Origin of the sequence: Mesorhizobium sp. KACC 23794, from assembly GCF_052180275.1 — a bacterium.
Lineage (GTDB): Bacteria > Pseudomonadota > Alphaproteobacteria > Rhizobiales > Rhizobiaceae > Kumtagia.
The window spans coordinates 3,463,685-3,476,419 of record NZ_CP197465.1; the positions used below are offsets into that span (position 1 = coordinate 3,463,685).

13 protein-coding genes are annotated in these 12,735 nt (G+C 63.8%); 7 read left to right on the forward strand and 6 right to left on the reverse strand.

Annotated elements, in window-relative coordinates:
• The first annotated feature begins 227 nt into the window (after positions 1-227).
• Both ACSBOB_RS16925 and ACSBOB_RS16930 read left to right on the forward strand, forming a co-directional pair.
• Positions 228-356, forward strand: coding sequence for a hypothetical protein (locus tag ACSBOB_RS16925; RefSeq protein ID WP_442583544.1), 129 nt, complete (start codon positions 228-230; stop codon positions 354-356).
• A 112-nt stretch (positions 357-468) separates the two neighbouring features.
• Complete coding sequence (locus ACSBOB_RS16930; RefSeq protein ID WP_442583545.1) at positions 469-756, forward strand: Dabb family protein; 288 nt, start codon at positions 469-471, stop codon at positions 754-756.
• 61 nt (positions 757-817) lie between these two features.
• Here the strand turns inward: ACSBOB_RS16930 and ACSBOB_RS16935 are convergent, their stop codons facing one another.
• From ACSBOB_RS16935 to ACSBOB_RS16950, 4 genes are all read right to left on the reverse strand, one after another.
• On the reverse strand, positions 818-1,624 hold the full coding sequence (locus tag ACSBOB_RS16935; RefSeq protein WP_442583546.1) for an ABC transporter permease: 807 nt from the start codon (positions 1,622-1,624) through the stop codon (positions 818-820).
• A gap of 3 nt (positions 1,625-1,627) precedes the next feature.
• A complete protein-coding gene (locus ACSBOB_RS16940) occupies positions 1,628-2,563 on the reverse strand; it encodes an ABC transporter permease (RefSeq protein ID WP_442583547.1) in 936 nt (311 codons plus the stop codon).
• Positions 2,564-2,567: 4 nt separating this feature from the next.
• Positions 2,568-3,650, reverse strand: a complete 1,083-nt coding sequence (locus ACSBOB_RS16945) for an ABC transporter ATP-binding protein (RefSeq protein ID WP_442583548.1) — start codon at positions 3,648-3,650, stop codon at positions 2,568-2,570.
• A 139-nt stretch (positions 3,651-3,789) separates the two neighbouring features.
• Positions 3,790-4,917, reverse strand: coding sequence for an extracellular solute-binding protein (locus tag ACSBOB_RS16950; RefSeq protein ID WP_442583549.1), 1,128 nt, complete (start codon positions 4,915-4,917; stop codon positions 3,790-3,792).
• A 364-nt stretch (positions 4,918-5,281) separates the two neighbouring features.
• Between ACSBOB_RS16950 and xsc the strand changes: the two genes are divergently transcribed.
• The 3 genes from xsc (at position 5,282) to tnpA (ending at position 7,997) form a co-directional block, all read left to right on the forward strand.
• Positions 5,282-7,060: a sulfoacetaldehyde acetyltransferase gene (gene xsc, locus ACSBOB_RS16955; protein ID WP_442583550.1), complete on the forward strand. Its 1,779-nt coding sequence runs from the start codon at positions 5,282-5,284 to the stop codon at positions 7,058-7,060.
• Between the two features lie 65 nt (positions 7,061-7,125).
• Positions 7,126-7,491, forward strand: coding sequence for a DUF4304 domain-containing protein (locus ACSBOB_RS16960; RefSeq protein WP_442583551.1), 366 nt, complete (start codon positions 7,126-7,128; stop codon positions 7,489-7,491).
• Positions 7,492-7,568: 77 nt separating this feature from the next.
• Complete coding sequence (tnpA, locus tag ACSBOB_RS16965) at positions 7,569-7,997, forward strand: IS200/IS605 family transposase (RefSeq protein ID WP_442583552.1); 429 nt, start codon at positions 7,569-7,571, stop codon at positions 7,995-7,997.
• Positions 7,998-8,156: 159 nt separating this feature from the next.
• Here tnpA and ACSBOB_RS16970 read toward each other — a convergent pair whose 3' ends face one another.
• Positions 8,157-9,647: an aldehyde dehydrogenase family protein gene (locus ACSBOB_RS16970; protein ID WP_442583553.1), complete on the reverse strand. Its 1,491-nt coding sequence runs from the start codon at positions 9,645-9,647 to the stop codon at positions 8,157-8,159.
• Positions 9,644-10,747 carry a mandelate racemase/muconate lactonizing enzyme family protein gene (locus tag ACSBOB_RS16975; RefSeq protein WP_442583554.1) on the reverse strand — a complete coding sequence of 368 codons (1,104 nt, stop codon included), beginning with the start codon at positions 10,745-10,747 and terminating at the stop codon, positions 9,644-9,646. Before ACSBOB_RS16975 ends, ACSBOB_RS16970 begins: the two co-directional genes overlap by 4 nt.
• A 133-nt stretch (positions 10,748-10,880) precedes the next feature.
• Between ACSBOB_RS16975 and pdxR the strand changes: the two genes are divergently transcribed.
• A complete protein-coding gene (gene pdxR / locus ACSBOB_RS16980) occupies positions 10,881-12,365 on the forward strand; it encodes a MocR-like pyridoxine biosynthesis transcription factor PdxR (RefSeq protein WP_442583555.1) in 1,485 nt (494 codons plus the stop codon).
• A 40-nt stretch (positions 12,366-12,405) separates the two neighbouring features.
• Complete coding sequence (locus ACSBOB_RS16985) at positions 12,406-12,732, forward strand: hypothetical protein (RefSeq protein ID WP_442583556.1); 327 nt, start codon at positions 12,406-12,408, stop codon at positions 12,730-12,732.
• The last annotated feature ends 3 nt before the right edge of the window (positions 12,733-12,735 follow it).

Below are 12,735 nucleotides of genomic sequence, written 5' to 3' on the forward strand. Positions count from 1 at the left end.
AGTTTCATACGCGCGGGCTGGTAAAGTGGATTTGGCCGCCGCCGCGATACGCAAGACGAGTTCGCAGGTGGCGAGCCTTCCGATCAGGCGAGGGATCGGCGGCAAAACCATCGACGGATCGAGCCAGCCGATCCGATGCGATTCCGGTCGATGACGGAAGCTTTACCGTTGCCGTGGCATTGTTGCTCCCGGCCACCTTTCGGCCTGCGAGCTGGACGGGAACGCACATGCGCTGGGTGATCGGAGTTTGCATACTCACCTTCCTAATCATCTGGGACGGCGCGTATTATGAGGGCCGCTATCTGGACGGCATTCTTCGTGCGGTGAGTTCGGTGGTGCGCACCGTGACCGGGTGATCCTGGTCCACGCTGCTGCGCCTCTCCGCCGCAGGATCGCGGGGACCGACCGCATTGACGCCCCGGCGCTGGCGCATCAAAAGAACGCTACGCGACCATCGCGGAGGCTGGGTTGATCCGTCACATCGTATTCTTCAGTGCCAAGCGTCCCGAGGATGTCGCGGCGGTCGAGGCTGGCCTTCGAAACCTGGCTGGCATCCCGCATTCGAGCCACTTCGAAGTGAGCCGGAACATGAATGTCGATCCGCTCTGCGACACGGTCGATGTTGTCGTCTATGCCGAGTTCGCCGACGAGGCTGCGCTGAACGCCTACAAGTCTCACCCGACCTATGCGGAGACGACGCGCAAGGTCAGACCGCTCAGGGAATTGCGGTTCTCCGCCGACATCGTGGCGCGCTGAAGCGCGGCTGCCGTCCGCAATCCGGTCGGTAAGGTCGGGTTATACGGGTTGGACCGTGGTCCTAGGCCCGTTCGAGTGCGAGCGCCCTCCGTTCGGCGCGGCGCCTGGAAATCTCGTACCAGATGGCGCAGACGATGGTGACGCTGATCAGGATCAGCGCCAGCGCGTTGATGGTCGGGGTGATGCCGCTGCGCACCTTGGAGAAGACGTAGACGGTCAAAGTATTCGAAGTGCCGCGCGTGAAAAGCGTCACGTTGAAATTCTCGATCGACTGGAAGAAGGCGATCGCCGCGCCCGCGCCCAGCGCCGGATAGAGATGCGGCAGCAGGATGCGACGCAGCACCTGCCCGTGGCTGGCGCCGAGATCGAGCGCTGCTTCCTCCAGCGCGGGGTCGAAACTCTGCAGCCGCGCTAGCACCAGCAGCATCACGAAGGCGGCGATGTAGGACACTTGCCCGAGCACCGACAGGTGCAGGCCGGACGGCACGCTGAACTGGTTCCAGAACAGCAGCGTCGAGATGCCGATGACCGCGCCCGGCATCAGGATTGGCGCCACCAGCAGGCCGTAGAGCAGGCCGCGTACCTTGCCCGAGATCGAGTTGACCAGGATGGCGCCGGCCAGGCCGAGCGGAAGCGAGATCACTACGACCGCCAGCGCGACGAGGATCGTGTTGACCAGCGACGTCCACATCACCTGATCGTTAAACAGGTCGGAGAACCAGCGGAGGGTAAAACCCTTCCACGGATAGATCGACGGCAGCCGATTGTCGTTGAAGGCCGCGCCGCCCATGATCACCAGGGGCACGAACAGATAGAGCAGGAAGGCGCCGAGATAGAGTTGGCCGAGCAGGTTGCGCCGCTGGTTCATGGCCTACCTCGCGATGTCGCTGAGCTTGACCTTGAACAGCCACATGACCAGCGTCACGACGACCGTACAGAGCACGATGTACAGGAAGGAATAGGCGGCGCCGGAGTTCCAGTCCTGGCTCTCCAGCATCAGCACCTGGATCGTCTGGGTGAACCAGTTGGACGATGTCGAGGGCAGAACCGTCGGAACCAGCAGCGAGCCGGCGGCCAGCATGAACACGATGACGCAGCCCGACGCGATGCCCGGCTTGGAGTGCGGCAGGACAACCCGCCAATGCGTCTGCCACCATTTCGCGCCGAGATCCTCGGCCGCCTCGATCTGGTTGCGGTCCAGCGACTGTATCGAGCCGTAGATCGGGAACAGCATGAACAGCACGTAGGTGTAGACCAGTCCGATGACGATCGCGTCGTAGGGGGTCAGCACTCCATTCTGCCAGCGGATCGGCTGGTCCAGAAGCCCGAGACCGACCAGCGAAGCATTGAGCGGCCCATTGAAAGTCAGGATGATGTACCAAGCGAAGGCGCGCAGCGCTTCCGACACCCAGAGCGGGATGAACAGGAGCAAGATCAGCGTCGGCAGCGAGGCCGGCGACACCACCTTGGCGAGGTAATAGGCCAGCGGGTAGCTCATCAGGAAGGTGATGACCGTGACGATCGCCGAGAAGATGACGGTGTTGAAGAACGTCTTCATGTGGATCGGCATCTGGAACGTTATGCCCAGAATGTTTGTATCCACCGGATTGTTGAGGAATTTCTGGTAGTTGGCGAAGGTATAAACATCCTTCGGCCCGCCGACGTCGACGACCGGCAGATAGGGACGGAACGACGATTCGAACAGTGTTATGTTCGGCAGGACGACCAGCGCCAGCAGCCAGAATGCGGTGAGCAGGAAGAAGGCCCCGGTAAGCGTCGCGCCGTAGCGGCGAAGCAGGTGCTCCATCGTCCTATGCCCGCCTGCTTTCGTCCGGCAGGATCATGGCATGCGCCGGATCGAAGCGCATGGATATGCGCGCGCCCCGTTCGGGCATGATGCCCGAACCGTCGTTGCGCAGTTCCGCGGTCATGTTCGCGCCGGAATCCGTCACCGCCGACACGGTGATGAAGTTTCCCTCGAATGCGATCTCGCCCACCGTCGCCGCCACCACATTCTCGCCGCCGCCATCGGCGGACACGACGATATGCTCCGGGCGGACGTAGAGTTTTACCGGCGCGCCACGTGCGTCCTCGCCCAGCCGGGCGCGGAACGCGCCGTGCGGCGTCGCGAACATTGCATAGCCATTCGCCGCCTGTCCGACGTCGCCCGAGAAGATGTTCATCTCGCCGACGAAGCTGGCAACGAAACCGTTGACAGGGCTGTTGTAGATGTCACGCGGACCGGCGACCTGCTGCAGCACGCCATGGCTCATCACCCCGACGCGATCCGACATGGCCAGCGCCTCGCCCTGGTCGTGCGTGATGTAGATGAAGGTGACCCCGGTGCGCTTCTGGATAGCGCGCAGTTCGGCGCGCATGTGCTGCCGCAGCTTCAGGTCCAGCGCCGACAGCGGCTCGTCGAGCAGCATGACGGAGGGTTCGACGGCTAACGCGCGGGCGATCGCGACGCGCTGCTTCTGGCCGCCGGAGAGCTGGCCGACCATCTTGTCGCCTGCGCCCGGCAGATCGACCAAGCGCAGCAATTCCTCGGCGCGGGCGCGGCGCTTGGCCTTGTCCTCGCCGCGCACCTCCAGGCCGAAGGCGATGTTCTCCCACACCGGCATCAGCGGGAACAGCGCGAGATTCTGGAAGATGAGGGCGGTCGGACGCTGGTTGGGGCGCTGGCCGCGCATGTCCTTACCGCCGATGCGGATGACGCCTTCGGACGGCTCGGTGAAACCCGAGATCATGCGCAGGATCGTCGTCTTGCCGCATCCCGATGGCCCCAGGAACGAGAAGAACTCGCCTGGCTTGATCGAAACGTTGACATGGTCGACGGCGCGAAAGCGGCCGAAGTCGCAGCTCACATTGTCGAGCTCAATACCCGCGCTCATGCGTGCGCGTACCCCTCTTGGCCGCGGGCTTGTGTCCGCCGTTCTAATTATAGGTCAGGCTATCGCAGAAGTATTTCGCAGTGCAACATGAAAACCGCCGGATTTCCCTCCAAATCCGGCGGCATCATGAGATCGCTGTTTAGGCGGCCTTGTACTTGTCGGCATATTCGCCGCGCTTGGAGATGAACTCGGCCGTCTGCTCCGGCCACCACCACAGCTTCGCCAACGCTTCGTCGTTGAAGGTGCCGTTGTAGTAGGCCTTGACGTCGGGATCCATCAGATCGGCCGCGCCCTTGCCCACCGGGTTGGACGAGAAGGCCGTAGCCCAGCCCGCCGCGCCTTCCGGCGTGGAGACGAACTTCATGAACTCAAGGCCCTGCTCGACGTTCTTGGCGTTCTTCATCATCACGAAGCCTTGGTGCCACGCGAACGCACCTTCGGTCGGCGAGATGTATTTGTAGCCGTCCTTGCGAAGATTGTAGCCGGTCGAATCCCAGCACAGGCCGAGCGTCGCGCCGTTGGCGGTGAAGCCGGCATTGGCCTCGTTCTCGCCCGACCACCACTGCACGACGTTGCCCTTGGCCTTGATCGCCTCGGCCAGCGCGATGTCCCACAACTGCACCATGGCGCCCATGTCGGAATAGCTGTCGATCCACGGGCGCGGCAGCTTGCCCTGCGCGTCGAGATAGCGGCCCATCGCGGCGAGCGTCGAATGTGGACGCAGCACCACCTGGTTTTCCGCCTTGAACAGGTCGCCAAGCGAAGGCGGCGACGACAGTTTCGCATTCGCCTCGTTGGCGACCAGCGACTCGGTGCCCCAGTTGGATGGCACGTAATAAAGCTTGCCGTCGAGGCGCGAACGCTCGCCGGCCGAACCGTCGGCCAGGCCCGGCAGGTAGTTGGCCATCGCCAGCTTCGTCTCGTCCAGCGGCTGCAGCAGGCCGTTCGAGTTCCAGCCGCCCCAGCGGTCGATCGTCGGCTCGATCACGTCGATGCCGCCGGCCTCGAGCGCTACCTTGGCCTGCGCGAACATGGCGTCCTGGTCGGGAAGCTCGGTGAAGTTGACCTTGATGCCGGTCGCCTTGGTGAAGGCGGGGAACACCACTTCGGCGAGCTTGGGATAACCGGCCCAGCCGGTGAAGTTCACTTCGCCGGAAGAGGCGAGCGCCTTGCTCGATATGATGGCGGGCGCCGCCAGCATGCCGACGCCTGCCGCGGTGGTCTGCAGGAAGGTGCGACGGCTTACGGTTTTGATAAATCTAGTCATTTGAAGTCTCCCATTGGGTTCCAGAGATCAGTTCTCGTGCCTCGTGCAGCCGGCTGGTCGAAAGCGCGCGTTCCCTTGGCGCTTTTGTTATGGCGTCTTTCGATAACGACGCCGTGACGCTCCCTGCAAGCCGGCGAAGCTTGCCATTCGACAGTCTGGTAGCGGATTTACCCTCCAGACACTGCCATTCCCAACAAAATGACAGACCACTGCGAAAGTCAATCGCGGCACTTGGAAGACGAATGGCGGTCAGTGCTCAATCAGCGGCGGGATAAGCTGCAAAAAGGGCTGGCAACGGCTGGCGCGGGGCCATAGCCTTGCGCAAAACAATGCGCCGGACGGCGGATGCGGGAGGGACGACCCTATGAGGATGACCACGGAAGAGGCCTTCATCAAGGTGCTGCAGATGCACGGCATCGACAACGCCTTCGGCATCATAGGCTCGGCGATGATGCCGGTGTCGGACCTCTTCCCGAAGGCCGGCATCACCTTCTGGGACTGCGCGCATGAATGCAATGCGGGCATGATGGCCGACGGCTACACCCGCGCCACCGGCAAGATGGCCATGGCGATCGCCCAGAACGGGCCGGGCATCACCAATTTCGTCACGCCGATAAAAACCGCCTACTGGAACCATTCGCCGCTGCTGCTGGTGACGCCGCAGGCCGCCAACCGCACCATCGGCCAGGGCGGCTTCCAGGAGATCGAGCAGATGGCGGCGTTCAAGGATATGGTCTGCTACCAGGAGGAGGTGCGCGATCCCTCGCGCATCGCCGAGGTGCTGAACCGGGTCATCGAGAAGGCCTGGCGCGGCTCGGCGCCCGCCCAGATCAACGTGCCGCGGGATTTCTGGACGCAGGTGATCGATATCGAACTGCCGCAGATGGTGCGGCTGGAGCGTCCGTCCGGCGGCGTGGCGGCGATCGCCGAGGCGGCGAAACTGCTGTCGGAGGCAAAGTTCCCGGTGATCCTGAACGGCGCCGGCGTGGTGCTCGGCAATGCAATCGACGCCTCTCGGCGCCTCGCCGAAAAACTGTCGGCGCCCGTCTGCTGCGGCTATCAGCACAATGACGCCTTTCCAGGCAGCCATCCGCTGGCCGTCGGGCCGCTCGGCTACAACGGCTCCAAGGCCGCCATGCAACTGATCGCCAAGGCCGATGTGGTGTTGGCGCTGGGCACGCGGCTCAATCCGTTCTCGACCTTGCCGGGATACGGCATCGACTACTGGCCGAAGACCGCGAAGATCATCCAGGTCGACATCAATTCCGACCGCATCGGCCTCACCAAGAAGGTGACCGTCGCCGTCCAGGGCGATGCGCGCCAGGTCGCCGAGCAGATTTTGGATCGGCTCGGGCCGCAGGCGGGCGACGCCGACCGCGCCGAGCGCGAGGCGGAAATCCACCGCACGCGCTCGGCCTGGCTGCAGCAGCTCTCCTCCATGGATCACGAGGACGACGACCCCGGCACGACCTGGAACGAGCGCGCCCGCAACCGCCAGCCCGACCGCATGTCGCCGCGTATGGCATGGCGCGCCATCCAGGCGGCGCTGCCGAAGGATGCCATCATCTCCTCCGACATCGGCAACAATTGCGCCATCGGCAACGCCTATCCGAGCTTCGAAAAGGGCCGCAAATATCTGGCGCCCGGCCTGTTCGGCCCTTGCGGCTACGGTTTTCCATCGATCGTCGGCGCGAAGATCGGCTGCCCCGACGTGCCCGTGGTCGGCTTCGCCGGCGACGGCGCCTTCGGCATCTCGATGAACGAGATGACGGCGGTGGGGCGCGACCCGTGGCCGGCGATCACCATGGTGGTGTTCCGCAATTTCCAGTGGGGCGCCGAGAAGCGCAACACGACGCTCTGGTACGCCGACAATTTCGTCGGCACCGAGCTTTCGCCCGACGTGCAGTATGCCAAGATCGCCGAAGCCTGCGGGCTGAAGGGCGTGCAGGTCCGCAGCATGGACGCCCTGACGGGGGCTTTGCGCGCGGCCGTCGAGGCGCAAATGAAGGAGAACAAAACGACCTTCATCGAGGTGATCCTCAACCAGGAACTCGGCGAACCCTTCCGCCGCGACGCGATGAAGGCGCCGGTGGTGGTGGCGGGGATCGAGCCGGGGGACATGAAGCGGCAGCGTATGGGGTGAGGGGCGGCTTTCGGCCTAGATCAAACGAGCACAGTTGGAGGCTATCGCCTTGCCTGGAGCGTACCGTGGCTTGGATAGACCCTAAAAGACTGGATGCCGATGCAATCGGCCATGGTTTCGTCAGGCGCGGAAAGCAGAACTGGGTTCGAAGGACCGGCGATTTTGTGCAACTGGTCAATCTGCAAAAGTCAGCATGGTCAACCGGTGCCAACTACCTCAACTTCGCACTCTGGCCTCTCGCGTTCGGTGAGCCGCCATCTATTGCCGCGAGCAAGTTCCATTTTAGGATGCGCGTGGACGATTCAGCTGACCTCTTCGCCCTGGCGGACAGGTTGCAATCGCTGCATGAACTGCGCCAAGCAATGCTTTCGGAGAATGTGCTGGGATTGGCGACGCTACCACTGCAAAGGCTTCTCGATGGCCAAGTTTAGAGTCCCCGATAGGGGATCAGGAAACCCCACGCCTTTAGGCGGCTGGGATTGAGTCGCATCCTGTGTAGATTGGCTTTATGGAAGCGTACAAGCGTGGCAGCCCCACAGCTTGGGACTGTAAGTATCATCTGGTGTGGGTGACGAAGTACCGCTACGCGGTGCTTGGCGGTGATGTCGGCAACCGCTGCCGAGAATTGCTACGGGAGACTGCGCGAGCGCACGAGATGGTCATTCACGCCGGGTCGATCAACCGTGACCATGTGCATATGCTGTTTTCGATCCCGCCGCGCCTGTCTGTATCGCGCGCCGTGCAGCACCTGAAAGGGCGCAGTTCGCACAAGTTGCTGAGTGAGTTCGGGATATTGCGCAAGCGCTACTGGGGTCAGCATCTGTGGGCGCGGGGCTATTGGGTGACGACGAGCGGCAACGTCACGGACGAGATGTGGATGGAGTACATTAAGAACCAGATGCCACCCGAGCCCGATGACGAGTTCAACGTGACGTGAGTGAATGCCGCGTCCGCCGACGGCGGACCGATCCGGCTTTGAGCCGTAACCCGAAGCCACCGCCTCTTAGGCGGTGGAGCATTCACAAGCGAAGGGGTTCCCTTGATTCGTGGTTCAAGCCGTCATGGTCGCCTTGAGGGGATCGAGTTGCGCTAGCGCTCAGACCCTGATCGTCACCGACTTTACCTTGCAGTAGCTCTGCACCGCGATCAGCCCCTTTTCCCGGCCTATGCCGGACTTTCGGTTGCCGCCGAACGGTGTCTCGATGTCGCCCGCAAAATATTCGTTGACGTAAACTTGGCCGGCATCGACGTCACGCGCGAAGCGGTGCGCCTTGGACAGGTCCCTCGTAAAAATGCCGGCGACCAGCGCATACGGGGTACAGTTGGCGGCGGCGATGGCTTCGTCGAAGTCGTCGACCACCTGTACCGCCAGCACGGGGCCGAAAATCTCTTCCTGTACGACAGGATCGTCCCAGCCGGCATTGTCGACGACCGTCGGCTCGAAGAACCAGCCTTTTCCAGTGCCTGGGTCGACTGTCGCACGGCCGCCGGTGGCGATGGAAAGCCCGCGCGCCCTGGCGCCGTCGAGGAAGGAAGAAACTTTTGCCAGGTGCTCGGCGGAATTGATCGCGCCGAAATTGACGCGTTCCGACAGGCCGTGCCCCATGCGCAGGGTTTTGGCGCGCTGCACCAGGCGTTCGATGAACTCGGCGTGGATCGAGCGTTCGATCACCAGCCGCGACCCTGCCGAACAGATCTGGCCGGCATTCTCAAAAATCGCGCCGACGACGTTGTCGAGCGCAAGGTCGAGGTCGGCGTCGGCCAGCACGACATTGGGCGATTTTCCGCCAAGCTCCAGCGTGACGGAGGCGACATTGCGCGCCGCCGCCTGCATGACGTTGATGCCGGTCGCGGTCGATCCCGTGAAGGTGATGTGACTGATATCCGGATGCGCGGCGAGCGTCGCACCGACTGCCGCGCCCGTACCGGTCACGACGTTGCAGACGCCGTCCGGCAGTCCGGCCTGATGCAGCAGTTCGGCCAGGATCAGCGCCGTCATCGGCGTCTGCTCGGCCGGCTTGACCACCGCCGTGCAGCCGGCGGCCAGCGCCGGCGCGACGCTGCGGGCCGTGGTCGATAGCGGGTAGTTCCAAGGGATGATATGCGCGGTCACGCCGACCGGCTCGTTGATCGAGAACGAGGCGTAATCCTCGCCCAGCGGAAAGCTCTTTCCCTCGTTCTTGTCGGCGGCGCCGGCGTAATAATCGAAGCAGCGCGCCGCGCCCGCCACGTCGCCGCGCGCCTCCGAAATCGTCTTGCCGCTGTCCAAAACCTCGGCGATGGCGAGGCGTTCGCCGTGCTGGCGGATCAGGTCGGCCGTGCGCGACAGGACGTGCCCGCGCTCGCGCGGCAGGATTTTTTTCCATGCGCCTTCGCCGGCGCGCCGCGCGGAGGCGACGGCAATCGCCACGTCGTCGGCGTCGCCGGCGGCGAACGATGCATGCGGGCTGGCACTGCCGGGATCGAAACTTTCCATCATGCCGCCGCCGGCCGAGGCCCGCCACGCGCCGTCGATGAAATGGTTTTGGGGCAGTCCCGGCAATTTGCCGGCACGCTGCGCCTCCCGCAACAGATGGTCTTCGCTCATGCGCGTTCGCTTACCTGGTATGTCGACTTCGCCAGCCATTCCGGCTCGACCTCGATGCCCCATCCTGGCTCGTCGGAAACCGTCACGTGGCCGTCCACCACGTCATAGGGGAATTTTCGGAACAGGCCGTATTGCCACGGATAATAATCCGGCCCCTCGATCGAGAACTCCAGATACTTTCCTGCTCCTTCGATGGCGCGCAAAAGGTGCATGGTGAACAGCGTCACCAGTCCCCAGTTCGCGGCATGCGGGGTGATCGGCAAGCCGGCCGCCTGCGCCATGCGGCAGACGCGCAGCGTGCGGCTGATGCCGCCGAGATAGAGGATGTCGGGCTGCACGATGTCGACGGCGCGCATGTCGATCATGTGCCGCCAGGTGGCGATCTCGCAGTCCTGCTCGCCGCCGGAGACGGCGATGTCGAGTGCATCCGCGACCTCTCTCGTCTGCTCAAGTTCCCAGTAGAGGCACGGCTCCTCGAAATGCTCGATGCCGTTGCCCTTCAGCATCCCGCCCACCTCGATCGCCCGCCGCGGTGAGAAACCCGAATTGGCGTCGACCAGCAGCGCCGCCGTGTCGCCCAGCGCCTTGCGGATCGTCGGGATGATCTCCTCGGTGCGGCCCGGCCATTCGTCGACGTCATGGCCGTATTCCGCGGCGACGCGGAACTTGAAGGCGTCGAAGCCGAACTCGCCCCGCAGCCGCCTGAACCGCTCGGCCTCCTGCGCCGGCGTGATGTCGCGCTTCATCGAGGACGCATAGGCGCGCAGCCGGCCCGGCGAACCGCCGAGCAGGCTCGTGACCGGCAATCCCGCCTGCTTGCCGCGAAGATCCCAGATCGCGGTGTCGAGGCCGCCCAGCGCGCGTTTCATGTAGGAGCCGGGGAATTTGTGCTCGCGCTCGATCACCCGGTCGGTCAGCGCGTCGATGTCGTCGAATTCGACGCCGAGCACATAGGGCGCCACCTGGCGGTGCAGCACGGCGGAAGTGATGTCGGAATTGTAGGTCGAGACCTGGCCCCAGCCCTGGCCGCCGTCCTCGGTCGTGATGCGCACGAAGCCGATGAATTGGGTCGAGAAGGTTTCGATGCGGTCTATGCGCATTTTTCGCTCGCCTGTCGCCCGTCGGGGCCGGACCTAGGCTCTATCCCGGCGATATGGGCCGCGTGTAAGGTCCATTTTCGAAAATTGCGCGAACCGATCTTTTGCGCGCGCGGGCATATGGGTGCAGGCAGGAATGGTGAAGCGTTCGGGGGGCGAGTTGCTGTTCGCGATCTCGGTCGACCGCGCCTCGGCCAAATCGGTGACCACGCAGGTCTACAACGCCGTCAAGCAACTCATCGTCTCAGGCGGCCTGGCGGCCGGCAAGCGCCTGCCGTCCAGCCGGACCTTCGCCGCCGAACTCGACATTTCCCGCACAACCGCCATCGCCGTGTTCGAGCGGCTTGCATCGGAAGGGCTGATCGTCTCGCGCACCGGCTCCGGCTCCTTTGTCTCCGACACGGCGGGAGCCCAAAAACCCAACGCCCGGCTGGTTGTCGACAACGAGCGGCCGGCCACGACAAAACTCGCCGACCTGATCGCGGAAGCCTCGCCGAGATTCTTCCAGCGGCTGGCGCATCCGAGCAAGCCGCGCGCCTTCATCACCGGCCTGCCGGACTATGATGCCTTCCCGCTCGCGGTGTGGTCGCGGCTGTCGGCGAAACACTGGCGCGAGCCCCGCGAAACCGTCATGGGTTATTCCGACCCCAACGGCCTTGCGTCGCTTCCCCAGGCGATCGCCGACCATTTGAGCGGCAGCCGTGGCATCGCCTGCGACGTCGGACAGATTTTCATCGTCAACGGCGCGCAGCAAGCGTTCGACCTGATCGGCCGTGTGCTGCTCAATCGCGGCAACGCCGTCTGGTTCGAGAACCCGGGCGCCATAGGCGCGCGCAACTCCTTCATCGCCTGCGGCGCCTCGATGGTGCCGGTGCCGGTCGACCGGGAGGGGCTGTCAGTAGAAGCCGGTTTGCGCCTTGCACCGGATTTCCGCCTCGCCTTCGTCACCCCCTCGCACCAGCACCCGACCGGCGCCGAGATGAGCCTCGATCGCCGCGCGCATCTGCTGAGGGCGGCCAACGACCGCGACGCCTGGGTGGTGGAGGACGACTATGACGGCGAGTTCCGCTACGACGGCAGGCCGCTGCCGACGCTGAAAAGCGCCGACCACGCCGAACGGGTCATCTATGTCGGCACGTTTTCGAAGTCGATGTTCCCGTCGCTGCGGCTGGGGTTCTACCTTGCGCCAAAACCCTTGGTGCCGATCTTCCAGCGCATCTCCGGCGCCTTCCTGCACGGCGTGCCGTCAAGCATGCAGGCGGTCATGGCGGCCTTCATGAGCGAAGGGCATTTCGCCACGCATCTGCGCCGCATGCGCGACATCTACCGCGAGCGGCACGCGGTTTTCCATGAGGAGGCCGGAAAACACCTCAGTGGATTGCTCGACGTCGCCCCGTCGGCCGCCGGGTTCCACGTTGTCGGCCGTTTTGTCCAGCCGCGCCACGAAGAGGATTTGGTCGAGGCCGCGGCGGGCAGGGCAGGGCTCACCGTCTCGACGCTCGGCCGATTCTGCATCGAGCCGATCGCCGAAAAGGGTCTTGTGCTCGGGGTCAGCGCCATCGGCGCGCGCGCCATCCGCAAGGGGGTGGAGACACTGGCGCGGGTACTGGAGACGATATGAACGGGCGGATGGCCGTTTTCGCCATTCCATCATATCGTGTATGATGACTGAGGATTGGCCATTTTCAAAACGCTTGCGGGCTGACCCGGAGGATTATTTCCGTTGGGAAGGGCCTTCCAACGAATGGTTCACGCGGGATGCAAGCCGCATGATTTGCATGATGGCGGCCGAGCGCGGTTTCCAGATGCTTGGTCTCGAAGGCGGCTCGCGTGGGCCGTACGGCGTAACGCCCGACTCCCGCACCTTTTGGTCGAGAAATCGCGTCGACATCGACCGTGTTGCCGAAACAAATCTCCAAGGCGTCGATTCGATTGACGAGGATCCCGAAGTGATAGACGCCTACCTTCTGACGGCCGCCAGAGCTTAGACC

Bases quoted from the DNA above. Each gene is read 5' to 3' on its own strand.
- ACSBOB_RS16925 (WP_442583544.1), top strand. From the start codon at position 228: ATGCGCTGGGTGATCGGAGTTTGCATACTCACCTTCCTAATCATCTGG.
- ACSBOB_RS16935 (WP_442583546.1), bottom strand. From the start codon at position 1,624: ATGAACCAGCGGCGCAACCTGCTCGGCCAACTCTATCTCGGCGCCTTC.
- ACSBOB_RS16940 (WP_442583547.1), bottom strand. From the start codon at position 2,563: ATGGAGCACCTGCTTCGCCGCTACGGCGCGACGCTTACCGGGGCCTTC.
- ACSBOB_RS16945 (WP_442583548.1), bottom strand. From the start codon at position 3,650: ATGAGCGCGGGTATTGAGCTCGACAATGTGAGCTGCGACTTCGGCCGC.
- ACSBOB_RS16950 (WP_442583549.1), bottom strand. From the start codon at position 4,917: ATGACTAGATTTATCAAAACCGTAAGCCGTCGCACCTTCCTGCAGACC.
- xsc (WP_442583550.1), top strand. From the start codon at position 5,282: ATGAGGATGACCACGGAAGAGGCCTTCATCAAGGTGCTGCAGATGCAC.
- tnpA (WP_442583552.1), top strand. From the start codon at position 7,569: ATGGAAGCGTACAAGCGTGGCAGCCCCACAGCTTGGGACTGTAAGTAT.
- ACSBOB_RS16970 (WP_442583553.1), bottom strand. From the start codon at position 9,647: ATGAGCGAAGACCATCTGTTGCGGGAGGCGCAGCGTGCCGGCAAATTG.
- ACSBOB_RS16975 (WP_442583554.1), bottom strand. From the start codon at position 10,747: ATGCGCATAGACCGCATCGAAACCTTCTCGACCCAATTCATCGGCTTC.
- pdxR (WP_442583555.1), top strand. From the start codon at position 10,881: ATGGTGAAGCGTTCGGGGGGCGAGTTGCTGTTCGCGATCTCGGTCGAC.
- ACSBOB_RS16985 (WP_442583556.1), top strand. From the start codon at position 12,406: ATGATGACTGAGGATTGGCCATTTTCAAAACGCTTGCGGGCTGACCCG.